This is a genomic window from Methylobacterium nodulans ORS 2060, from assembly GCF_000022085.1.
GTDB classification, from domain to species: domain Bacteria; phylum Pseudomonadota; class Alphaproteobacteria; order Rhizobiales; family Beijerinckiaceae; genus Methylobacterium; species Methylobacterium nodulans.
The window spans coordinates 6,105,679-6,127,474 of the sequence record NC_011894.1 but is presented as its reverse complement, the minus strand read 5'-3'; the positions used below and the strand labels follow the sequence as shown (position 1 = coordinate 6,127,474).

At 72.5% G+C, this 21,796-nt stretch carries 24 protein-coding genes; 8 read left to right on the top strand and 16 right to left on the bottom strand.

The window, feature by feature from the left end; all coding sequences use genetic code 11:
- Positions 1 to 136 precede the first annotated feature (136 nt).
- The 3 genes from MNOD_RS28500 to MNOD_RS48330 all read left to right on the top strand — a co-directional run bounded on the left by MNOD_RS28500 (position 137) and on the right by MNOD_RS48330 (position 2,166).
- Positions 137 to 1,021, top strand: a complete 885-nt coding sequence (locus MNOD_RS28500) for a fumarylacetoacetate hydrolase family protein (RefSeq protein WP_015932445.1) — start codon at positions 137 to 139, stop codon at positions 1,019 to 1,021.
- Between the two features lie 222 nt (positions 1,022 to 1,243).
- Positions 1,244 to 1,615 (top strand): hypothetical protein, encoded by a 372-nt coding sequence (locus tag MNOD_RS48335; protein WP_015932444.1) that lies wholly within the window; start codon positions 1,244 to 1,246, stop codon positions 1,613 to 1,615.
- On the top strand, positions 1,612 to 2,166 hold the full coding sequence (locus MNOD_RS48330; RefSeq protein WP_015932443.1) for a TetR/AcrR family transcriptional regulator: 555 nt from the start codon (positions 1,612 to 1,614) through the stop codon (positions 2,164 to 2,166). Before MNOD_RS48335 ends, MNOD_RS48330 begins: the two co-directional genes overlap by 4 nt.
- Before the next feature lie 170 nt (positions 2,167 to 2,336).
- Here the strand turns inward: MNOD_RS48330 and MNOD_RS28485 are convergent, their stop codons facing one another.
- Positions 2,337 to 2,747 (bottom strand): DUF3597 domain-containing protein, encoded by a 411-nt coding sequence (locus MNOD_RS28485; RefSeq protein WP_015932442.1) that lies wholly within the window; start codon positions 2,745 to 2,747, stop codon positions 2,337 to 2,339.
- Positions 2,748 to 2,934: 187 nt separating this feature from the next.
- Between MNOD_RS28485 and MNOD_RS28480 the strand changes: the two genes are divergently transcribed.
- Complete coding sequence (locus MNOD_RS28480) at positions 2,935 to 3,969, top strand: aromatic ring-hydroxylating oxygenase subunit alpha (RefSeq protein ID WP_015932441.1); 1,035 nt, start codon at positions 2,935 to 2,937, stop codon at positions 3,967 to 3,969.
- A 129-nt stretch (positions 3,970 to 4,098) separates the two neighbouring features.
- Here MNOD_RS28480 and MNOD_RS28475 read toward each other — a convergent pair whose 3' ends face one another.
- Positions 4,099 to 4,401 carry a hypothetical protein gene (locus MNOD_RS28475; protein ID WP_015932440.1) on the bottom strand — a complete coding sequence of 101 codons (303 nt, stop codon included), beginning with the start codon at positions 4,399 to 4,401 and terminating at the stop codon, positions 4,099 to 4,101.
- Between the two features lie 143 nt (positions 4,402 to 4,544).
- On the bottom strand, positions 4,545 to 4,880 hold the full coding sequence (locus tag MNOD_RS28470) for a hypothetical protein (RefSeq protein ID WP_015932439.1): 336 nt from the start codon (positions 4,878 to 4,880) through the stop codon (positions 4,545 to 4,547).
- A 214-nt stretch (positions 4,881 to 5,094) separates the two neighbouring features.
- Between MNOD_RS28470 and MNOD_RS28465 the strand changes: the two genes are divergently transcribed.
- A complete protein-coding gene (locus tag MNOD_RS28465) occupies positions 5,095 to 5,367 on the top strand; it encodes a hypothetical protein (protein ID WP_015932438.1) in 273 nt (90 codons plus the stop codon).
- Here the strand turns inward: MNOD_RS28465 and MNOD_RS28460 are convergent.
- The 5 genes from MNOD_RS28460 to MNOD_RS28445 all read right to left on the bottom strand — a co-directional run bounded on the left by MNOD_RS28460 (position 5,349) and on the right by MNOD_RS28445 (position 9,684).
- A complete protein-coding gene (locus MNOD_RS28460; protein WP_015932437.1) occupies positions 5,349 to 6,107 on the bottom strand; it encodes a hypothetical protein in 759 nt (252 codons plus the stop codon). The genes MNOD_RS28465 and MNOD_RS28460 overlap by 19 nt on opposite strands.
- A 559-nt stretch (positions 6,108 to 6,666) precedes the next feature.
- Positions 6,667 to 7,719, bottom strand: coding sequence for an IS110-like element ISMno16 family transposase (locus MNOD_RS28455; RefSeq protein WP_015926940.1), 1,053 nt, complete (start codon positions 7,717 to 7,719; stop codon positions 6,667 to 6,669).
- 280 nt (positions 7,720 to 7,999) lie between these two features.
- Positions 8,000 to 8,167: a hypothetical protein gene (locus MNOD_RS48325; RefSeq protein ID WP_015932436.1), complete on the bottom strand. Its 168-nt coding sequence runs from the start codon at positions 8,165 to 8,167 to the stop codon at positions 8,000 to 8,002.
- Between the two features lie 305 nt (positions 8,168 to 8,472).
- Complete coding sequence (locus MNOD_RS28450; RefSeq protein ID WP_015932434.1) at positions 8,473 to 8,679, bottom strand: hypothetical protein; 207 nt, start codon at positions 8,677 to 8,679, stop codon at positions 8,473 to 8,475.
- A 315-nt stretch (positions 8,680 to 8,994) separates the two neighbouring features.
- The gene (locus MNOD_RS28445) at positions 8,995 to 9,684 is read right to left on the bottom strand and encodes a gamma-glutamylcyclotransferase (protein ID WP_043752331.1); all 690 of its coding nucleotides are present in this window, start codon (positions 9,682 to 9,684) and stop codon (positions 8,995 to 8,997) included.
- A 170-nt stretch (positions 9,685 to 9,854) separates the two neighbouring features.
- On the opposite strand from MNOD_RS28445, the gene MNOD_RS28440 reads away from it, so the two are divergent.
- Both MNOD_RS28440 and MNOD_RS28435 read left to right on the top strand, forming a co-directional pair.
- Positions 9,855 to 12,065: a hybrid sensor histidine kinase/response regulator gene (locus MNOD_RS28440; RefSeq protein WP_244424581.1), complete on the top strand. Its 2,211-nt coding sequence runs from the start codon at positions 9,855 to 9,857 to the stop codon at positions 12,063 to 12,065.
- Between the two features lie 77 nt (positions 12,066 to 12,142).
- Positions 12,143 to 12,361 carry a hypothetical protein gene (locus MNOD_RS28435; protein WP_015932431.1) on the top strand — a complete coding sequence of 73 codons (219 nt, stop codon included), beginning with the start codon at positions 12,143 to 12,145 and terminating at the stop codon, positions 12,359 to 12,361.
- A gap of 121 nt (positions 12,362 to 12,482) precedes the next feature.
- Here MNOD_RS28435 and MNOD_RS28430 read toward each other — a convergent pair whose 3' ends face one another.
- The gene (locus MNOD_RS28430; RefSeq protein WP_015932430.1) at positions 12,483 to 13,547 is read right to left on the bottom strand and encodes a hydantoinase/oxoprolinase family protein; all 1,065 of its coding nucleotides are present in this window, start codon (positions 13,545 to 13,547) and stop codon (positions 12,483 to 12,485) included.
- Positions 13,548 to 13,587: 40 nt separating this feature from the next.
- On the opposite strand from MNOD_RS28430, the gene MNOD_RS28425 reads away from it, so the two are divergent.
- On the top strand, positions 13,588 to 14,301 hold the full coding sequence (locus MNOD_RS28425; RefSeq protein ID WP_015932429.1) for a HisA/HisF-related TIM barrel protein: 714 nt from the start codon (positions 13,588 to 13,590) through the stop codon (positions 14,299 to 14,301).
- A gap of 292 nt (positions 14,302 to 14,593) precedes the next feature.
- On the opposite strand, the gene fae is transcribed toward MNOD_RS28425, so the two are convergent.
- From fae to MNOD_RS28390, 7 genes are all read right to left on the bottom strand, one after another.
- Positions 14,594 to 15,109, bottom strand: a complete 516-nt coding sequence (gene fae, locus MNOD_RS28420; RefSeq protein ID WP_015932428.1) for a formaldehyde-activating enzyme — start codon at positions 15,107 to 15,109, stop codon at positions 14,594 to 14,596.
- Positions 15,110 to 15,355: 246 nt separating this feature from the next.
- Complete coding sequence (locus MNOD_RS28415; RefSeq protein ID WP_043752323.1) at positions 15,356 to 16,225, bottom strand: triphosphoribosyl-dephospho-CoA synthase; 870 nt, start codon at positions 16,223 to 16,225, stop codon at positions 15,356 to 15,358.
- Positions 16,226 to 16,233: 8 nt separating this feature from the next.
- The gene (locus MNOD_RS28410; RefSeq protein ID WP_015932426.1) at positions 16,234 to 17,169 is read right to left on the bottom strand and encodes an ATP-grasp domain-containing protein; all 936 of its coding nucleotides are present in this window, start codon (positions 17,167 to 17,169) and stop codon (positions 16,234 to 16,236) included.
- 75 nt (positions 17,170 to 17,244) lie between these two features.
- Positions 17,245 to 18,219: a methenyltetrahydromethanopterin cyclohydrolase gene (gene mch / locus MNOD_RS28405; protein WP_015932425.1), complete on the bottom strand. Its 975-nt coding sequence runs from the start codon at positions 18,217 to 18,219 to the stop codon at positions 17,245 to 17,247.
- Positions 18,216 to 19,346, bottom strand: coding sequence for an ATP-grasp domain-containing protein (locus MNOD_RS28400; RefSeq protein ID WP_015932424.1), 1,131 nt, complete (start codon positions 19,344 to 19,346; stop codon positions 18,216 to 18,218). Before MNOD_RS28400 ends, mch begins: the two co-directional genes overlap by 4 nt.
- Positions 19,347 to 19,379: 33 nt before the next feature.
- Positions 19,380 to 20,273: an NAD(P)-dependent methylenetetrahydromethanopterin dehydrogenase gene (locus MNOD_RS28395; protein WP_015932423.1), complete on the bottom strand. Its 894-nt coding sequence runs from the start codon at positions 20,271 to 20,273 to the stop codon at positions 19,380 to 19,382.
- Positions 20,274 to 20,577: 304 nt separating this feature from the next.
- Complete coding sequence (locus tag MNOD_RS28390; RefSeq protein ID WP_015932422.1) at positions 20,578 to 21,579, bottom strand: beta-ribofuranosylaminobenzene 5'-phosphate synthase family protein; 1,002 nt, start codon at positions 21,577 to 21,579, stop codon at positions 20,578 to 20,580.
- Positions 21,580 to 21,796 lie beyond the last annotated feature (217 nt).

Sequence of the window (21,796 nt, the reverse complement as noted above, 5' to 3'; positions counted from 1 at the left end):
CCGTGGCGGTGGTCCCGGCGTTTCGGTGCTTGCCGGAAGGGGGGCGGGCGCCCCATCTCCGCGCCCAGAGCAGGGGCCGGGGAGCCGGGCGGGGCGCGCCCGGCGCGGTCGCCGGCCGCACGCGGGAGGTTCGGTCATGAAGCTGGTACGCTGGGGCGAGAGCGGCGCGGAGAAGCCTGGGATCGTCGGCCGGGACGGCACGATCCGTGACCTGTCGGGCCTGATCCGCGACATCGCGGGGCCGGTCCTCGCGGCCGAGAGCCTCGCCAACCTGCGGACGATCGACCCGGCGACCCTGCCGGCGGTCCCGTCCGGGACGCGGCTCGGGCCCTGCATCGGCTTCGTGCGGAACTTCGTCGCCATCGGGCTCAACTACGCCGACCACGCGGCCGAGACGAATTCGCCGATTCCGGCCGAGCCGATCATCTTCAACAAGGCGCCGTCCTGCATCGTCGGGCCGAACGACGACGTCATTATCCCGAAAGGCTCGGCCAAGACCGACTGGGAGGTCGAGCTGGCGATCATCATCGGCCGGCGCGCCTCCTACGTCCACGCGAACGAGGCGATGGACTACGTGGCGGGATTCTGCGTCTGCAACGACGTGTCGGAGCGGGAATTCCAGCTGGAGCGGGGCGGCACCTGGACCAAGGGCAAGGGCTGCCCGACCTTCGGCCCGCTCGGCCCCTGGCTCGTCACCCCGGACGAGATCCCGGACGTGCAGAACCTGTCCCTGTGGCTCGACGTGAACGGCAAGCGGATGCAGTCCGGCTCGACGAAGACGATGATCTTCGATTGCCGTCAGATCGTCTCCTACCTGTCGCATTTCATGCTGCTGGAGCCGGGCGACGTCATCACCACCGGCACGCCGCCGGGCGTCGGGCTCGGCATGACGCCGCCGCGCTACCTCAAGCCCGGCGACGTGGTGAGCCTCGGCATCGAGGGGCTCGGCGAGCAGCGCCAGAAGGTGGTCGCCTTCGACGACTGGACCGCCAAGGTCGCGGCGGGCGAGCCGACGAACTGATCCGCCCTCCACCCGAACCGATCGGACCAGAACCTCGAAGCCCGAGCCCGCGCGGATCCTTGCCCTGCGCAGGCTCGGGCAAAGCCGCGTCCCCGGGTCACCGGCACGAGTCCCGCCCCGTGGAACGCCCGGTCGCCGCGCCGGCTATGACCGGGCTTTCGCCTTGCGGCCTCAGCTTTCATACCATACGGTACGGTATGCTGATCGAGGAGGAGAGTGAGCGTGAATGGATGGTTTGCGGCGGCGGCTGGCCTGTCGGCCTTCACCTGCGGGCTGCACGTCATCGTCGGCGGGCGGATAGCGGCGCGCCCGCTGCTCGCGGCGACGGATCTCGGCCGCATCGTGAAGTTCACGACCTATTACTGCTGGCACCTCGTCACGATTGCCATCGGCGCGCTGGCCGTCGCCTTCGCCTGCTCGGCGCGGGCAGGTGCAGCGACAGACCTTGCCGTGTTCGCGACCGTCATCGCATTTCTCTTCGCGATGTGGAGCCTCGGCATGATCGCCATGTTCCGATTGTCCCTGGTGCAGTTCTGCCAATGGATCCTGTTTTTCCCCATCGGCGTTCTCGGCCTGATCGGGTCCTTGGGATGACGCGTGACCAGCCGTCGCGGATCTCCGCGCAGGACTGGATCGAGGTCGCCACCGCGGCGCTGTCCGAGCGGGGACCCGACGCGCTCACCATCGATGCGCTGTGCCGGGCAACCCGGAAGACGAAAGGATCCTTCTACGCCCATTTCGACAGTTACGACGCGTTCCTGGCGGCCCTCGCGGCCTCTTGGCGAGAGAGCAACACCCAGGCCGTGATACGGGCGGTAGAGGGGGTATGTCCGGGAGACCGGCTCGGCCTGCTCAACCATCTCGCCGTGCGGCTCGACCCCAAGCTCGACCAGGGCATGCGTCGGCTGTCCGACCGCAGCCCGCTGATCGCCGACGCGGTCGCCGAGGTCGACCGGCAAAGGATCGCTTACCTCGCAGGCCTCCATCACACCGTTGCAGATTATTCGGAGCAGGACGCGCTTGATCTCGCGACGATCGAGTACGCGGCCTATGTCGGCCTGCAGCAGATCAACCCAAAGTGTTCACCTGAGGAATTGGAGCGTCTCTGCGCGATGTTCTTGAAGCTTATGCCAGGGGGCGACTGAACGGGCGCCGCGGTGGCACGCCGGGTCGGCCATGCCGCCGCGCACGATTCGGGACGGTTTTTCCGGACGGATCGTCCGGAAAAACCGTCCCGGCCTCTCGGCGGCCGCTGCGTGGCCTGTCCGGATGGAGACGCGCTGCCCCGCTTCTCGGGAGCGGAGGTCGCCGCCCGTCAGTCCTTGAGGTCGTCCGGCACCTTGCCGCCGTTCTCCTCGAGCTTCTTGATCACCTGCTTGTGCAGCCAGATGTTCATCGTGGCGGAATCGTCGGTGTCGCCCGTGTAGTGCAGTTCGGCCGCGAGCTGCTTGCGGGCGGTCAGGCTGCTGTCGAGGTGCAGGAGCTTCATCAGATCGACGATCGAGGTCCGCCAGTTGAGCGGCTGGCCGGCCTTGGCGGCGAGATTCGTCAGCACCGCCTCGACATCGACCTTGCCGTCGACGGTCGGGACCGTGCCGGTCGCGCCCGGTGCGGACGATTCGGGCGCGGTCGCGGAGGGGGACGAGCCTTCCGGGGTCGCGGCCTGGGCTTCTCCCCCGCCGAAGGGGTGCAGGATCTTGCTGACGATTGTTCCGAGCAGGCTCATCGCATTCTCTCCTCTTCTCCGCATCCGGTCGGGCGATCCCGGTGCCGTCGCGGGCCCATGGCCGCGGTTCAACGAACCGTCCCGCACTCCGTTCCTGCCGTTGCGTCGCCGATGACGCGGACCGCACTTTGCCTTAAACAGCCGGCGCCCGCATGACACCCGGGCCCCGCTCCAACCGCAGGACCGCATGACAGGGGATCCGATCCGCCGCCCGCTCGACGACGTCTGGTACTGCGTCGGGGAGAGCCGCCGCTTCCGCCCGGGGCGGTTATCCGCCGTGACCCTCGGCGAGGAGGCGATCGTGGTCGGTCGCGCGGAGACGGGTGCGCTCTTCGCCCTGCGCGACCGCTGCCCGCACCGGGGCATGGCGCTCTCGGCCGGGCGCCTCGTCGAGGGCAACCTCGTCTGCCCCTTCCACGGCTGGCAGTTCCGGCCGGACGGGCAATGCGCGGCGATCCCCGCCCTCGCCCGCCGGGACGACGCGGATTTCACCACGGTGCGGCTGCCGCGCTTCGCGGTCGCGGAGGTCTCTGACCTCGTCTGGATCGCGGCCGGGCCGAACCCGCAGGCCGCCCCGCCGATCCCCGAGGTGGACTTCCCGTATTGCGGGATGCTGGTCGAGATCCTGGAGGTCGAGGCTTCCTTCGACCTCGTGGCGCTGAGCTTCGTCGATCCGGCCCATGTCGCCTACGTGCACGATTCCTGGTGGTGGCGCCCGTCGAAGACCCTGAAGGAGAAGGTGAAGCACTTCGCCCCCTCGCCATTCGGGTTCACCATGACGAGCCACACGGCCAAGACCGCCTCGGTCGTCTACCGCCTGCTCGGCGCGGTGCCTCAGGTCGAGATCGAGTTCCGCCTGCCCGGCGTGCGCCTGGAACGGATCACGGCCGGGCGCAAGCGCATCGCGAACTACACCTTCGCGTCGCCGCTCGGCCAGGGCCGCACGGCGCTCATCAACGCCATGTACTGGAACGTCCCGGCCCTGAACCTGCTCAAGCCGATCGCCCGCCCCCTGATGCGCCAGTTCCTCGGCCAGGACCGGGACGTGCTGCAGATCGCCCAGAAGGGCCTCGACCGGAAACCCGCCATGGTGCTGATGGGCGAGAGCGACGTGCAGTCCCAGTGGTATTTCAGCCTCAAGCGCGAGTTCCTGCGCGCCCGCGAGGCCGGAAGCGCCTTCGTCAATCCCCTGGCGTCGCGCGAGCTGCGCTGGCGCAGCTGAGGCCCGATCCGGCGCCTCTCCGGCCAGGCCTGCAATCCGACGGACAGCTGGCTGTCGATGGGCCGCCCGTCCGGACGGAGAAAAGGTGCCGGAGAACCGGTGCCCACTTCTCCTGGACGGAACCGAACTCTAGTCGCCCCGGCGGCCCTCCGTCGCCCGGTCCTTGCAGCGATAGCCGAGGAAGCACTGGCCGGCCTCGGCAGAGGGGCCATAAAACGGCTCGGTGGTCTGCTCGATGGTGCAGAAGCCCATATCCCGCACGAGCCGCTCGTAGGTATAGGGGCCGGTGCTGACGAGGGCCGCCCCGCGCTGGGTGACGATGGCCGCCACTTGGCCGCAGGGCAATGCCGGGGCGGGCACGCGCTCCGGCGCCGGCTGCGCCAGGGCGGCGGCCGGGAGAACGAGGGCGAGGAGGCTGGCGAGCTTGGGCATGGGGCTCCTATAGCGCCGCCGCGCCGGGAAATCTCGCCCTCAGATCAGCGGCGCCACTAGAAAGGCGAGGCCGACGCCGAGCCCGAAGCTGCCGGCGATCAGCAGGGCTTCGTGCAGGCGCTGCCGCATGTTCGACGCGCCCCCTACCGCACCGTTCCGCCGCCGGCGAGTCGGGCGAGGCGCGCGATCCCCGGCGCGGCCTGCGCCGTGGCAGGGCCGGAGGCATCGGCGAGGCAGCTGGCGCCCTCGAAGGGCCATGCGCGGCAGGGTCTCTCGGCCACCCGCAGCGTCTCTCCGCCCGCATTTCCGAGCGAGAACAGGGCCAGGTCCTGGGCCGAGGGCGCGAAGGAGGCCGCCGGCAAGCGGTCGGTATAGGGCTTGCCGGGTGCGACCCGCGCGGGTTCGGCCCGGCCCCCGGCGACCAGGGCATAAGAGGCCAGGGCGGCAGTCGCCGCGATCAGCGTGGCGGTCCGGATCATGGTTGCGCTCCCCTCGCGGCCCTTCGGCCGTCATCTCGGGGATGTGTAGGCAGCGGCCATTACGGGGCGATTGCATCATCATGCCCGGATCGTTGCGTCGCGCGCCGCGGGACGAAACGGATCGCTCGGCAAGCCTTGTGCGGGAACGATCCCCTCAGCTTGACCGTTGAGACGTCGGCAGCCGGGCGAGGCGCCCGCCGACAGGGAGAAGACGATGACAGGCTTGATCCGCACGGTCGTGCTCGGCGCCGCGTTCCTCCTTCCGGCGCTCGCCCAGGCAGGCCCCTACCGGCTCGCGCCCGACATCGACGCGACCGGCTCGGTCGGCGGCCGGGCCCCATGGTCGCAGCCCTGGGAGTACGATTCGGGCAGCGACAACGACCGGCATCCCGAACGGCCCTACTATCAGCAGGGCCGCGGCCAGCAGACGGGCGGGCCGGCCCGCAACCTGCTGCCGGATGACGGGATTCACATCGTGCCGCGCTGATCCGCCGCCTGCCGGCGATGCGCGGCGCGCTCGCCGGCCTCGGCCGCGCATTTGCCCGCATGGGCCGCCCGGTTGACGACCTGGAGGTTGGGCAGGCCCCAATAGCCGAGAAGCTCCGGCCAGGGCGCGTCGCGGTGCTCGCGCCAGACCCGGTAGAGCGGCACGCGATGGTCGACCTCGGCGGTGCGCAGGAGTCGCTTGCCGGTCTCGCTGCAGCGGTGGCGCTGGCGGGCCTTGAGCAGCTTCACGTGGTCGCTCGCCGCGATCCAGAACTTCCAGGCCGCGACGCAGGCGGCGTGCCAGCCGGCGTTGCGGTTCGGCTCGCCGGTGCCCCAGAGATCCTCGTGCCAGCCGAAGCGGAAGACCGGCTGGCCGCAGACGCAGCAATGCCCGCGCCCCCGCGCGAAGGCCGGCTCGCGGAAGGGGGCGGGCGGTATCCGGAAGCTGGTCGCGAGCCCCTCCTCCTTCGGCCCGAGCCGCCACGTCCACCCCTCGGGGTGGCCGCTGCGGGCAGCGAGGCCGCGGGCGAGCCGGTCGGCGCGCAGCACATGCGTGCGCCAGTAGCTCTCGACCGCGAGCCGGGGCGTCGGCGGCACGAAGGGTCGCGAGAGAGCGTGGCGCAGGACCAGGGGTGGGAACACGGCGGGCAGCGCCTTGTCGAGGCGGGCCCGGGCGCGGGCGTTGCGGGCCTCGCGCCACTCCGACGTCGCGCTCCCGCGCCGCTCCCCCTTGGCCGCCATCCGCCGTCCCCGCCTCCGCCCGAATCACGGGATGTTATCGCGGGTCGCCGGTGAAGGCCGGGTTGCCGCCCGGAGAGGCGCATGAGTTCACCATACCGGCCGAGCTGCCCCTGACGGATGACAGCGGCGGTTTCATCGGCCAGGGTCGGCCCGGCCGGTGGTGAACTCGATGATCCAGTCTGCGAACGGATCCTTTGCAGACCGGGTCGCAGGTTTTCCGCCCTCTCCGGATTCTCCCCCCGCTTTCCCGGACGACTGGAGCGATAGCGGAAGGAAATCCGGGACCCATATGTGGACGGCCCGTTCTCGCAAGCGGACAATCCCGGTCCGGCTCTGCCGTTGCATCCATATGTTCGGCCTTCGGGTGCGGCTCTGCCGACCGCGGCCCAGGTGGTGGTGCGCGACACGCCGCCCAATCAGCACAGTGACCTCGAACGGCCCTTGGATCCCCCGGAGTGAGGCATGTCACGACAGCCGAGCTGACCAACCATCTCCCGCTTGCAAGCTCATGGGCGCCTCACCGGCCCCCGGTTCCCTCCTGATCGCGCCACCGGCCCGGTCAGGCCCGGGCCGGCTCCGCCCCTCCCATCGGCGGGCCGGCCCGGGCCGGGTCGTAGCTCGCCCCGCTCACCAACAGCCGCCAGGCGATCCGCGCCAGCTTGTTGGCCAGCGCCACCGCCACCAGCCGCCGCGCCTTGCGCGCCACCAGCCGCGTCAGCCAGCCCGCCAGCCCCGCGCTCTCCGGCTTGAGCTGGCGCAGCACCGCCATCGCGCCGGCCACCAGCACGCTGCGCAGTTGCTCGTCGCCCGCCCGCGTGATCCCGCCCAGCCGCGGCTTGCCCGCGGTCGCGTGATCCTTGGGCGTCAGCCCCAGCCAGGCCGCAAAGTCCCGCCCGCTGCGGAACGCCTGGGGGGCCGGCGTCTTCAGCACCAGCAGCGCCGCGCCCACCGGACCGATCCCCGGCACGGCGCTCAGCCGCCGGCAGCTGGCGTTGCCCCGCTGCCACACTTTGAGCTGGCGGTCGGCCTCCTGCACCCGGGCCTCGATCTCCTGGTACTCGGCCCACAGCGCCGCAAACAGCGGGCGGGCCAGAGCCGGCACGCGCGGGTCCTCGGCCAGGCGCGCGACCAGTTCCGCGAGACGGGCCAGCCCCTGAGGCGCCGCCAGCCCGAACTCGGCCGCATACCCGCGCAGGCTGTTGCTGACCTGGGTGCGCCGCTTGAGCCATTGCTCGCGCAGGCCCGTGAGCATCAGCGCCGCCTGCTGCTCGGCGGTCTTGACCGGCACGAAGCGCATCTGCGGCCGGCTGACCGCCTCGCACAGGCCCGCCGCATCGGCCGCGTCGGTCTTGGAGCCGGGCACGTAGGGCTTGACGTGCTGGGGCGCGATCAGGCGCACCGTGTGGCCCAGCCCGGCCAGGGTGCGGGCCCAGTGATGCGAGGCCCCGCAGGCTTCCAGCGCCACCAGGCAGGGCGGCTGCTGGGCGAAGAAGGCCAGCATCTTGCTGCGCGACAGCTTCAGCTTCAGCACCGGCCGCTCGGCCGCATCGACCCCGTGCAGCTGGAAAACAGACTTGGACGTATCCAGCCCAATGCGGATAATCTCGCTCATGGACGGCCTCCTCGGATGAGATCCTGACGACCTCATTCTGGCACACACTGATGCCGTGGGGGGCCGTCCACACCATCAGCACAAGACGCCGCGAAGCGTCCGTTCGTCAGCACCGCTGCTGGAAGTCGGAGCCGCTGCGCGGCAAGCTCTCGTGCTGGATCCCGGGTCGATTCCGCTGACGCTGCATGCGCCCAGGAATGGGGGGAGCGGACATCCTCTGGTCGATGACGTGCCGGACGGCGACCGGGCCGCCCCGCCGGTCGGAAGCCCCGGGACGGCTCTATGCGCCGCCGATCGGCTCGGTCACCTTGCCGGTGCCCGCGCAATCCGGACAGGACATACCATCGATCTTGCCGGAGCCGTGGCAGCGCGGACAGATGTTCTCGCCGGTGCCGGGGGTTCCGGGCGGGGCCTTGTCGCCGGGCTTCGCAGGGTCGGGGTGCGTCATGGTCAGGTTCCTCCTGACGAGACATCCGCCGGAACCCCATGAGAGTTCCGCTCAGCCGGTCAATCCGAGCAGCGTGACGGCGCCGAAGATCAGCACCGAGAGGACGGCTGCTGCGAGGAGGATCAGGGCGCCGAGGGATTCGCGCAGTTCGTCGTTCATGGCATGGCCATCCGGCGCGGGATGCCTTCATCCCGTGCGGCGGATCCAAGCACAGGCGGTGCCGGCTTTCGAGATGCCCCGTTCATCCACGGCCGGGGATGCCGGTGGATCGGATCATTGGAAGGGGCGGTCGAGGATTGCCGGCCTCACCCGCGCGAGGGCTTGGAGTCGCTCGGGGCCGCCGCGATGCCGTCGGGCGTGGCCGGGCCGGCGCCGAAGGCACTCACCGCCACGTGCAGGCCGATGGCCGGCGCGAAGACGAGGGCGAGAAGCAGGAGAAGAGCAAGGGCGATGCTCTGGTCGCGGCGGGCAGAGACCGCGGCCGCGCGGGCACGCACAGGAAACAGGGTCATGGCTCACCTCGTTCGACCAGCCGCCTCGTGGCCGGTCGCGGGCGAGCCCGATCACACGATCAGGCGCGGTTCACGCGGCAGGCGTGGGCGGCGTGGTCCTTCGACTACTGTCGCTGGACATGGAGTTCGTGGTTCCAGTGGAGTCGCGCGAACGGCCGAGGCGAGGACGCGCGACGGCCTCGACATGCGCTCGAAGGCGGCCGGCGTCAAGCGCGCACGGGACGTGGCGCGACGTTTTTCACTGCGGTGCGGCATCCCGGGAACGGGCGCCGCCCCGCCTCGGGACAATACCCGGAAGGGGCGGCGGGTTCCGCCTCAGGGCAGGGTCGGGGCGGCCGCGAGATGTGCGGCCACGCGGGCCTGGAGCCGCTCCAGATGGCGGTCGCGCAGCCCGAGCGCCGCGCAGGCCGCGGCCGTGTTGAGGAGATACTCGGCGTTGGGCCCCAGATGCCCGCAGGCCGCCGCCACATGGGCGGCGACCTCGGTCTCGGTCAGCCGCCCCGCATAGCGCCGGCCGGCCCGGTTCGCCACGAAGGCGAGCGCCGCAACGGGGCCGTCCTGCGTGTGGGCCGGGAGCCAGCGGGCCGCGTAGCCCTGCCCCCGCATCTCGCGGTGCCAGACCGGCCGCAGCGCCGCCCGCGGGTCGGGCCCGGCCAGCCGGTAGGCGAGGCCCCGGCATTGCCCGCCCCGGTCCAGGGCCAGCATCACGCCGGGCTGCTCCCGCGTGCCGCGGAAGCGCCACTGCCAAAGGCAGAAGCGGCGGTGCCAGCCCCGCACCGTGGCCGGGCGCCGCTCGACGAAGGAGAAGTCGGGCCGCCACATCAGCGCGCCGTAGGCGAAGAGCCAGACCTCCTCCGGCGGGCCCGGCTTGGCGCCGAGCGCCCGGTCGAGGAGCGCATCCGTCTCGGCTTCCGGCAGGAGCGGCATCGCGCCTACATCGTCGGGTCCCAGCCGCGGATGGGCGCGGGCGATGAGGTCGGCCGTGAGGGCGAGGTGCGTCGTCATGCCGGAGGAGAAACCGTCCGCGCGCGATCCGGTCAACCGGTCGTTCATCGCGGCATTGAACAACTCGCGCGTGTATGTCGGGCGGCGCTGGCGTACCCTGCTCCTGTCTGGTACCCGGAATCGTCTGGGACCGCCCAAGCCGAGCCCGCGTGCCCCTCGTGACAGCACCCGTGCCGCCATTCAGATCCGACGGGGCCGGCGCGCGGCGCGCGGCTGCCACCGCGGCCGAGCGATCCCTGCAGCTCGTCGTGGTGGCGGCCATCCTGCTGCCCGTCCTGGTCCTCGCGACGGGCGCCTGGATCTCCTACGGCAGCCACCGGCGCGATGCGGAAGGGCGCCTCGCGCGCACCCTGGACGTGGTGCGCGAGCACGCGATCAAGGTGTTCGAGACCGCCGATCTCGCGGCCCGGCAGGTCAACCAGATCCTGGGCGACCTGCCGGACGAGGCGGTCCGCGCCCGTGAGCCGGACCTGCAGCGCCAGCTCGCAGAACTGAGCGGCGCCCTCCCGCAGGTCCGCGACATCTGGGTCCTCGACGCACAGGCGCGGCCCCTCGTCACCGCCGAGCCGCTGCCCGCGGGGCGCGAGGGCGATCTCGCCGCGCGCCCGTTCTTCCGCCTCCACCGCGACGGCGCCCTGCCGCAGGGCAGCGACTTCGTCGGCGAGGTGATGACGGTCGGGCCCGACGGGGCGACGGCGTTCCAGGTGAGCAGCGCCCGGCACGGCAGCAGCTTCCGGGGGGTGATCGCGGTCGCGGTCGACCCGGCCTATTTCCGGGACTTCTACGCCCAAGTGCGCGAGAGCGGCCTCGACACGATCTCGCTCCTGCGGGAGGACGGCACGATCCTGGCGCGGGTGCCGGAGATCCCGGGGCGGATCACCCGCACGCCTCCGACGAGCGGCTTCCTCACGGCGGTCGGCCGCACGCCGGAGCGGGGCTTCTATGAGACCCGCTCCGCCGTCGACGGGCGCGAGCGGCTCTATGCCTACCGGCGGCTGCCGCATTATCCGGTCTACGTCACGGCCGGCATCGACCGGGCGACGATCCTGGCCGAGTGGCGCGACACGGTGGCGAGCCACCTCTATTTCGGTCTTCCGGCGACCCTGGGCCTCGTCGCGCTGACAGTCGTGGCGCTCAGGCGCACCCGGCGCGAGGGCGAGGCGCTGGCGCAGCTGCGCGCCGAGATCCTGCGGCGGGAGGCGAGCGAGGATCAGCTGCGCCAGTCGCAGAAGATGGAGGCGGTCGGGCGCCTCACGGGCGGGCTCGCGCATGATTTCAACAACCTGCTCACCGTCGTGCTCGGCTCCCTCGAAATCCTGCAACGGCGCATGGGGCCGGTGGATGCCCGCCAGCAGCGGCTGATCGACAACGCGATCGGGGGCGCCCGGCGGGCCGCGGCGCTGACGCAGCGGCTTCTGGCCTTCGCCCGCCGCCAGCCCCTCGACCCGAAGCCGGTCGACGCCAATGCGCTCGTCTCCGGCATGGCCGAGCTCTTCCGCCAGACCCTCGGCGAGGCCGTGCGCCTGGAGACCGTGCTGGCGGGCGGCCTGTGGCGGACCTTCGCGGATCCCAACCAGCTCGAGAACGCGCTTCTCAACCTCACGGTGAATGCCCGGGACGCCATGCCGGAGACCGGAGGGCGCCTGACCATCGAAACCGCCAACGCCTATCTGGACGAGGCCTATATCGCTGCCCACGCGGAGGTGGCGGCGGGGCAGTACGTGCTCGTGGCGGTGACCGACAACGGCACCGGCATGGGGCCGGAGGTGCTGGCGCGCGCCGTCGAGCCCTTCTTCACCACCAAGGAGCAGGGCCAGGGGACGGGGCTCGGCCTGAGCCAAGTCTACGGCTTCGTGCGCCAGTCCGGCGGGCATCTGGCGGTCTATTCCGAGCTCGGCCAGGGCACGACGGTGAAGATCTACCTGCCGCGCCATGCGGGGCCCGAGGACAGCCCGCGCCCGGCCTCCCGCGCGTCCCTGGCCATCGCCCAGGGCGACGCGACCGTGCTCGTCGTCGAGGATGAGGCGGCCGTGCGCCAGTTCGCCGTGGAGGCCCTGTCCGATCTCGGCTACCGGGTGCTCGACGCGGACGGGGCGGCGGCGGCCCTCAACCTGCTGGCGCTCCACCCCGAGGTGGCGCTCCTCCTCACCGATGTGGTGATGCCCGACGTCAACGGCCGCAGGCTCGCCGACGAGGCCCTGCGCCGCCGGCCCGACCTGAAGGTCGTGTTCATGACCGGCTACACGCGCAACGCCATCGTGCACAACGGCATGCTCGATCCCGGCACCCAGCTCATCACCAAGCCGTTCACGGTGGCCCAGCTCGCGGCGAAGCTCCGGACGGTGCTCGGCGACGCTGCCGGGCCCCGCTTGCCGGTCTGACGCGGGCCGGTGCGGGCCCGCACCGCGAGCCGGCCGCGGCCCCGGCAGGGTCTCCCCGTCGGGTTGGAGATCGGGTGATGCGGTTCATCAGCACCTTGCGGGCGGCATGGCACCTGCGTCAGGCGAACCGGGCGCTCGAAGAGGCGAACGCCCTGCAGGCGGCTGCCGATGCCTGCCGGGCCAGGGCCGAGCGCCGCATGGCCCAGGCTGGCCGCCTGCTGGCGCGCGCGCCGCGGCCCGCCTCCCCGCCCCTCATGGCGGCGCTCGCTCACCTCTGGGTGCGCCGCGCGGCGTGAGCGGCTCTTCGTCGTATCGTCAGGAATGAGCCGGGGACGGTGATGTGGCGCGGGATCCCCTCTCCCGAGCGGGAGAGGGGATCCCGCGCCTTGATCGCATGCGCCCGGAACCAGGGCTGCCTCACGCTGCCCCGGGATCGCCGCCGAGGAGCCCCACCGCGACCGCTGGCCCGCAGGTCGAGGCCCAATCCGCCGCCTCCGGGGCGAGGTGCGGGGCGATCAGGTCGGCGAGGTCGCGGCAGGGGCGCCCGAGCCGGGCGGCGAGGCGGGCGGCGACGAAGCGGCCGGCCCCGCAGGCGATCACCGGCGCCTCGTCCGGCAGCGCGCCGCGGGAGAGGATCACCGCCGCGGCGTCGTGCAGGAGGCGCAGCTGCGCCTCCGCGAAATGGCCGGCGAGGCGCGCCCAGTCGGCGGCGCTGCCCTCGTGGCGGTCGCGGCCGATCATGCGGGCGAGCCGCGTCTCGGTCTCCGGCACCGACTTGCCCTTGAGATCCATGGTGTCCTGCTGGTCCTCCCCGGGCGGGAGGTCGCCGAGGAGCCGGTAGATGTCGGCGGTCGCCGCGAAGGTCTCGGCCATCAGCGCCGTGCGCCGGCCCCGGAAGGGCGCAGAGGCGCCGAGCGCCAGGAGCGGCGTGCGCACCACGCCCGTATAGACGAGTTCGCCGGTCTCCAGCCGCTCGGCATCGCTGTAGCCCCGGGCGGCGGGACGCCCCTGCACGACCGGGATCAGGTCGGCGGTGGTCGAGCCGATATCGACGAGGAAGGCCGCCGGGACGAGCCGGCCGACCAGGGAGGCGGTCGCGTACCAGTTGGCGCTGGCGATGTCGGGGCTTAAGCCCGCCGCCGCGTCGGGCGTCACGAAGCCGGCCCGGCCGGCATAGATCGCGACCGCTCCGGGGAGCGCCCGCACGGCCCAGCCGGCGAGCTGCGCTACCCCGTCCGCCCGGTCGGCAAAGCAGTCGGTGAGTTCGCCCGTCATGGTCACGGCGTGGCGGGCGGGCCCGCGCGTCCAGTCGGGCAGGCCCGCGAGCGCGGCGTCGAGGGCCGGCAGCCCGCGCCAGAGCGGACAGGGCGCCTGCACCACGGCCCGCACGCGGCCGTCCTCCACCAGCGCGGCCTTGACATGGACCCCGCCGAGGTCCCAGCCGATGGTGCGGGTGGACGAGGACGACGGATGCAGGCTCACGGGGGATCTCGCGACGATGGGAACGGGGAGCCCGCCTGACATGAGCCCGGGGGGAGGCGCAAGCCCGTTCGCGGTCATTCCGGTGCTCGACCTGCGGCACGGCCTCGTGGTGCGGGCCAAGGCGGGGGAGCGCCATGCCTATGCGCCCATCGTCACGCCGCTGAGCCCGAGCCCGGAACCCGCCGCCGTGGCGCGGGGCCTCCTCTCCGCGTGGCCGGCGCGCCGGCTCTACGTGGCCGATCTCGACGCGATCATGGACGGCACCCCGCCCGACGCGGCGTCCCTCTCGGCCATTGCGGCGGCGGTTCCGGGAGTTGAGCTGTGGGTCGATGCGGGTTTCGCGCAGGAGGCCGCGGTCGAGGCCTTCCTCGCCACGGGACTCGGCCGGCCGGTGCTCGGCAGCGAGAGCCAGGCGGATGCGGAACTGGTGCGCCGGCTCGGCGACCGGGCGGTGCTCTCCCTCGACAGCCGGGATGGCGCAGCCCTCGGCCCCGCCGTCCTGCACGAGGACCCCTCCGCATGGCCCTCGGAGATCATCGTGATGACGCTCGGCCGGGTCGGCAGCGGCGCGGGGCCGGACCTCGCGGGGCTCGCGGCGGTGCGGGCCCGGGCGCCCTCCGCCCGCCTCTACGCGGCCGGGGGGCTGCGCGGCCCGGAGGACCTGCCCGCGCTCCGCTCCGCCGGAGCGGTCGGGATCCTGGTCGCGAGCGCGCTGCACGACCAGCGCCTGCGCCCCGAGCATCTGGCGGGGTGATCCGGTTTCCGGACGATCGGTTCGGAAGCCGGATCACCAAGCCCGCGCGGCGCGGAGCTCTGCTCCGCGCCGCCTTGAGCGAAGCCGAAATCCGCCTTGCCGCGCGATGGCGACAGCCATCGCCGAGCAATCGATCGGATTTCGGATGAGCAAACGAAAACGGGAGGGCCGGAGCCCTCCCGCGATGGTGTCAACGTCCGAGAAAGATGGAGGCCAGTCGCTGGAACAGCCCCTTCGGCGGAGGCGGTGGGGGCGGCGGGGTGGCCGCTTGCTGCTCCGGACGGTTTCCTGTCTAGGAAACGTTGGCAGCGAAGGGGTGCTGGGCGGTCTTGTACTGCTGCGTGACCTGAGCAGCGTTCGGCTCGCCCTTCACGGCGCGCTGGATCGACAGCTTCGTGGCCTCGTAGTTGTACTTCTCGATCTTGGCGTCGTCCGCCGCTTCCCAGTGGATGAACACGCCGACCAGGATGTAGAGGTCGTCGGCCTCGGCCGCCGGGATGATGCCCTCGGACACGCAGTCCTGCACGGCCTTGGCGACCGCGTGCTGGGCCGGGCCGAACATCTGCACCGCCTGACGGGCGTCGTTGATCGTGACCTTGTTGAACAGCAGGGTGTTCGGCTTGCACGGCAGGTTGGGCGCCACCACCGCGAGCAGGCTGGTGAAGCCGTGCTTGTTGTTGGTGAGGCTGTTGCAGAACGCCGTCTCGGCGGCGCTGCCGCGCGGGCCGATGATGAGGTCGATGTGGGCGACCTCGTTGCCGTCGCCGACGAGGGCCTCGCCCACCATCACCTTGTTGATCGTCGCCATGCGGGGTTTCTCCCAGGAGTCAAAAAAGTGAGCCGCCCACCAAACAGGCACGGCTTGAAGCGCGCCATCCTTGTTGCGGCGTCCGGCTGATCGGCCGAACCGGTTCCCGGATAGCGCGGCGGACCCTACAGCGGTGCCGAACCGCGAACAAGCCGCCAACTCCGCCGAGCGATGCCATTTTCGCTCGTAAAAAGGCATTGCCGGGTAAGGGATTTGGACTTTTTGGCAGGTTGCCGATCTTTGGGATTAACCTGCGGGAACTTTGCCAACTCCGATGCCCTGCAACGCGTCCAGGAACAGCGTCGCGACCGTCAGATCGGCACTGGTGCCGGGGTTGAGCCCCGCCTCCTTGAGGTGCCGGTCATGGGCGAGCAGGGCAGCGGTCGCGCTCTCGCCGAGGAGGAGGCCGCCGAGCGCTGCCTGCGCCTCGGCCCGCACCGCCTCCGCTCGCGCGAGCCCGAACTTGCGGGCGATGTGGCTGTCCGGAAAGGCGGTCAGGAAGGCGAGATGGATTGCGGTCGCCGTCCAGGGCGCCGCGAGGCCCTGTGCGCGGGCGCGGTGGAGGGCCGGCAGGCCGATGTCGAACAGGTCCGAGAAGCCCGTCACGTAGGCGCGGGCGATGCGGTCGCGCCCGGCCGCCTCGGCCATCGCGGCGAGGAGCGGCGGGGGCGCCTCCGCGCCCGTCACGTCGTGGCGGGCGGCGCGGCCGAGCCCGCCCGGATTGGCGAGCCGGATCGCCGCGAACACGCCCCTGGCATCCGTCGCGTCGAGCCCGGCGAGCACGCCCTCGAGCGCCGCCCGCAGGGGGCCGGGCCGCTCGGCCGCGGCGGCGAGCGGTGCGCAGAGGAGCACGATGCCGAGATTGGTGTTCTGCCCCACCGCCGCCACCGTGGCGGCGACGGCCGCCTCGACCCGCTCGCCGACCCTCCGGCCCGCCGCGGCGAGCGGGCCGGCGGAGACCGCGGCGCTCGTCTCGAAATCGGCGAGAGTCATGCGGTGGCCCTCGGCGAAGACGTGGACGTTGCCGGGCTTCAGCGCGGCGAGCTCCGCCCGGCAGGCGGCGCGGTAGGCCGCCGCGATCGCCTCGGGCGTCGGGCCGGGTCCGGGCCCCGCCACGGCGCCGGTCACCCCTGCGCCACGAGGCGTGGGATCGGGCGCGGGATCGGGATCTGGGAGGTCCGCGCCCGGACGGCGGCGAGGAAGCCGCGCGCCACGGTCTCGGCGATGTCGATCTCGGTCACCTGCTGCAGGCCCGACCAGGCCGGCATGCTGTTGACCTCCAGCACCAGGAAGCCGCCCTCCCCGTCTTCCACGAGGTCGACGCCCGTATAGGCGACCTCGACCGCCCGGGCCGCCGCCTCCGCGAGTTCCGCGGCGCGCGGCGGCACGCTCCAGGGCAGCGGCCGGCCGCCCCGGTGGACATTGGTGATCCAGCCGTCGCCCTGGCGGATCATCCCGGCCACGGCCCGCCCGTCGCAGACGAAGACCCGGTAATCCTGCCATGCCCCGTCCCGGCGGGCGACGTAGCGCTGCAGGTAGTAGACCCGGCCGACCAGCTCCTCGGGCGGCAGCTCGTCCGGCCGCTCGATGAGCTGGAGCCCCTCGCCCTGCGAGCCGAACAGGGGCTTGAGCACGAGCGGGCGCCCCGGTCCGGCCTCCCGTGCCACGAGGTCGGCAGCGGCCTCGCGCCGGGACAGGACGAAGGTCTGAGGCGTCGGCACGCCGTGCCGGGCGAGCAGCAGGCTCGTCGCCGCCTTGTCGACCGAGCGCTCGATCGCCACCGGGCTGTTCCAGACCACCGTGCCGGCGGCCACGAGGGCGTGCAGCACGCCGAGGCGCATGGTCGTGGCCTCGAAGGTGCCGCCCGCGACGGTGCGCAGCAGGACCCCGTCCGGCAGCTCGTCGCCGAAGCCCGGCACGCGCAGAGGCTCGGGAGCCCCCGTCTCGACCGTGACGTCGGCGAGCGAGAACAGCACCGGCTCGGCCCCGAGCCGGGTCAGCGCCGCCCGGAGGCGCCCCTTGTGCCAGGCGCCGTTATCGGCCGCGAGCCCGATCCGCATCGGGGTGGTCTCCCATGGGTAGCGAAGGGCACGGGAACCCCTCTCCCACCCGGGAGAGGGGATCTGCGCCTGGTGTCACGCGAAGGAGCGCTCGACCAGGTCCGGCACCAGCCGGCCGCTGCGGTGGCTGTGGCCGGTGCGGACCGAGGTCACCACGACCTCGGCCGGGCTGAAGAGATGCGAATCGATGGCGTAGAAGTCGCCGTTGAAGCGGGCGAAGATCTCCGCGAAGGGGGCGCCATGGTCCCGCGAGGTCGTGCTCGGCAGCGCCTCGGCGAGGCCCTTGGCGTCGGCATCCTCCGCATCGACGAAGAGCTGGACCCGCCCGCCATAGATGATGGCGTCGTTGGTGCGGCCCATGGCCTGGATGAAGTCCGGGTGGGGCGGGCTCAGGGGCGCCGCGCCGATCCCGTCGACGATCTTGGCGAGGTCGAAGCCGACCGAATGCGCCTTGTGCAGGGCCACCTCCAGCACCCGGGCCACGACCTGGGTCGAGCCGGCGAGGCTCTGGGTCGGCGCGTAGATGAAGGTGACGGCCTCAAGGGGCACGCCCGCGGCCTCGGCCACCTTGGCGACCACGGAGGCCGGCGGGGCGCTCGCGGATTCGAGGACGAGGGCGATCTGCACGGCGTTGTCCTTGTAGTGGAGCTCCTCGAAGAGATGCTCCACCGCCGCTGCGGCCCGGCCCGGCCCGGAGCCCAGCGCGAAGAAGCCGGACGTGCCGCCCTCGTCCGCGAGGCTCCAGCCGGCATACTGGCTGCCGAGGCAGGCCAGCACCGGATCGGTGCTGTGGACCGTGATCGTGTAGGGCCATGCGGCGACCGGGCCGGTCGGCGCGATGGTCACGGTGCCGAGGCCGCCGAGGCAGATCTCCGCGATGCGGCGACCGGCCTCGATCGAGCCGAGAACGGTCGCCCCCGCATTGACGAGGCGCGCCTCGCCGCTGTTGGCCGTCACGGTCAGGCGGAGCTTCGCCGCGTCAGCGACCAGGGCCTCGACCAGGGGGGCGGCCAGGGCGTTCACGCTCGGGCGGACGGTGGTGGAACTCATGGACGGTCTCCCTCGCGGTGAATTAAGGCCCGCACGGCCTCGGCTCGGGCTCGGACCTCGCTTCGGGCGGCCTGCGCGTCGGGCCCCGAGGCCCGCACCGTGCAGATCGGCGCCCCGGCGGGGATCCGGCTGCCGGCAAGCGGCCGGTCCATCACGAAGTCCGGCCAAGCCAGGGGCGGCACTAGCGGAATGCGCTCAACGGCGTAGCAGATCTGCGTGGCGACCGCATCTGGAGGAAGGGCCAGGGTGGCGCCGAGCCGGCCGCCGGCTGCGTCGATGTGGCGGGCGAGGAGCGGTTCGGTGCGGCGGTCGAGCACGTCCAGGGTGGCGCCGGGACGCGGATTGATCTCGAGGAGCCACCAGTCGGTGCCGTCGACCAGGAAATCGGCGCTGGCGAGGCCGCAGAGCCCCGTTTCCTCCACCAGGGCGGCGACGGCCGCCGTCGCGGCCTCCCGCACGCCCGGCGGCATGCCGCCGGGCTCGACGGCGCCGGCGTAGCGGAAGGGCCGCGCCGGGCTCGGGGCGGTCCATTGGGCCGTGTCGGCGATAACGAGGATCCGGCGCCCGTCGGCGAGGATTGTCAGGGACCGTGCGGTGCCGGGCATCCGGCGCTGCAGATAGGCGCCCCGGGCCACGGGGCCCGGCCCCGCCGGCCGGATATGGCCGCCCCCCGAGGCGCCGCGGCGCTTGAGCAGCCAGTTCTCCGGATCGGGCACGGCCTCGAGGCTGAGCGGCGGGTGCGGGATGCCGAGGCGCGCGCACAGGGCGGCGAGGTTCGCCGGGTCCTTGAGGGCCGCGACGGTGGCGGGGGCGGCGCCGATCAGGCGGTGGCGCGCCGCGATGGCCCGCATCAGGGCGGGTGCCCTCTCGAAGCCGCTGCCGAGCACCACCCCGAGAGGCGTGCCCGCCTCGGCGGCGAGCGCATCGAGGGCCGCGATCACGCCCCGCGCGGCCGGTCCGGCGCCGAAGCGGCCCGGCAGCGCCCGGTAGCCGGCGGCGAGCGCCCGCATGTCCTCGTCCCCGAACAGGTCGGCCACGAAGGGGCGCAGGCCCGCCCGCCGCGCCGCCGCCGCGAGGGCCCGCCCGGATTGCGCGGCGATCAGGATCGCATCGCCGTCGCGCGCCATGATCTCATCCGGGAAGGGGTGTCCCGTCCGAGGTCAGCCCGCGATCTCCACGGCGAGCCGGTAGGCGTCGCGGAAGTCGAGGCAGAGGGGCTCGGAGGCCGCGAGCATGCGGCGGAACAGGCCGGCCTGGGTCTTGTACTTCACGTCGCCGACCGCCAGCGCCCCGATACCGACGCCGCGCCCGCCGGGCAGCGGAGTGCAGGCGGCGTTGACGTCGATGCCCGCGATGCCGGCCGGCGGCACGGCGTTCACGTCGGAGGCGACCTTGAGCTTCGGAGCGCAGCCCAGATCCTCGGCGGAGAGGATCGCCACCCCGGCCGGGCCCGCCGAGAGGATCACGTCGGCCTCCGCGATGGCGGCGCGGCGCGCCTCGACGCTGGAGCCGTCCACCGCCTCGACCTCGATGTCGAAGCGCCACTTCATGGTCGCGGCGATCTTGCTCACGCGCTCCTGCCCGTCATGGCCGACGAGCACCGAGCGGGCGCCCTCGATGGCGCCGATCACCGCCGCCACGTAGGCGACGACGCCCGCTCCGCCGAAGATCACGATGCGCTGGCCCGCGAGGCCCTGGCCGAACTGGTCGCGCAGGGCCCGGTGCACCAGGGCCACCATGGCGGCGCCGGTGGTGAAGGAGCCGGCCGGGTCGGCGAAGACGTGGTTGACGAAGGGCGGCACGAAGGCCTTGCGGGCCCGGTCGACCATGTCGAGGGCTTCCTCGGCGTTCTTGCCCGCGACGAAGATCCCGGTGCGCACGCCGTCCTGGGGGGCGCGGGAGAAGATCGAGTCCTGCACCAGCGGCCCGACCTCGGCGAGGCTCACGCCCGTATAGGCCGTCACCACCTCGAACCCCGCATCCACCGCCATGTTCACGTCGAACGGGCTCATGTGCTTGAGGGGCGTCAGCATATGCAGGATCGAGCGGGCCATGGCGCGGGTCTCCTTCATCGTCCGTCCGAGCGGGCGATCGATCATGGTCCTCGGGGGCAGCCGGCACCCGGCCCCGAGGGGGCTTCGGCAATCATGCCTCGGGCGCTTCTGATACGGTTTCCGGTTGATCTTTTCGAGACGAGTGCGCGCAGGAACCCCTCTCCCACTCGGGAGAGGGGTTCCCCGCGCTTGTCTCGTTTCGGAACAGATCTGCCGGAAGCCGTATGATAGACCTTTTCGTCACCGGGCCGGGAGCCCGACCATGGTCCGGCCGTAAGCGAAGGCATCCGGGCGGGCCGGGGCGTCATGAATCCGGGGCGGCCGTCTCCCGCCTCACCGAGGCGCCGTGGTTGCGCCCGCGGGCGATCACGATGGACAGGCCCGGGTGGTTCGCGCGCAGGCGCGCGGCCAGCGCCTCGGCCTCTGCGGCCGAGCCGAGGAGGGCGAAGCCGGTCGGACCCCAGGAGCTCTGGCCGAATCCGGCGATGCCGAGGGCCTCGATCTCGGTGAGCGCCGCCGCCACCGCGCGGCTCGCGTAGCGACCGCCCTGATAGGGCGCGAAATAATCGCCGATGCGCCGCTGGATCTCGGTCACGCCCCGGCCGAACGGATCGATCTCGCCCGCGACGGCGGCGGGCAGCACCTGCATCAGCACGATGCGGCAGATCTCGGCCGCCTCGCCCGCGGGGAAGCGTGGCAGGGCCTGGAAGGCGTGGCGCTCCTGCGCCCCGTGCACGCCGGTCTCGGCCGGATCGAGGAGGAGCACGATCCGCCACGCCTCCGGATAGGGCAGGCGCGAGACGATGGGCGGGGCCGCGTCGCTCCCGTCGCGGCCGCCATCGACGATCAGGCCGCCGGTCACGAAGGCGGCGAGTCCGACCCCCGAGCGGTTGCCGCGGTCGAGGGCGGCAGCGAAGTCGGCGGGCGCGAAGGGCGCCCCGTGGAGGGCAGCAAGCCCCGCCGCGATGCTGAGCGCGAGCTGCGTCCCCGAGCCGAAGCCCGCATGGGCGGGGATCGTCTCATGGAGCCGGAAGGCGCCGGTCGCCGGCACGCCGAGCTGGCGCGCCGCGGCGACCGCGTAGGCGCGCACCCGCTCGTGCTCCGCGGCGGCGCCCGGCCCCTCGCCCGCCACGCTCAAGCGCGCCGCGGGGGCGACCGTGAGGTCGATGCCGGGCGCGTCCACCGCGACGCCGATGCTGCCGAAGCGCCGGCCGAGGCCGCCATGGAGATCGAGGAAGCCGAAATGCAGCCGGGCCGGTGCGCGCACCCGCACGAGCCCCTGCGCTGTGCCTGCCTCGTCCGCCAACCCGTACCCCTGCCTGAACCCGCGGCCCGTCGCGGGGCCCGTTCACACGATCGGACGGGCGCGCGCAAGGGTCGATGCGGGGCGATGCGTCACTGTCCCATAACGTCCGCCGGGAGGGCAACGCGCCCCGCCCAATAAATTTTTCAGGCGATCCGCCCCGACTTTCAGGGGGACTTGCCTGCCGGAAGCCCGGGATGCAAACGTCTCGCGCGGCGCC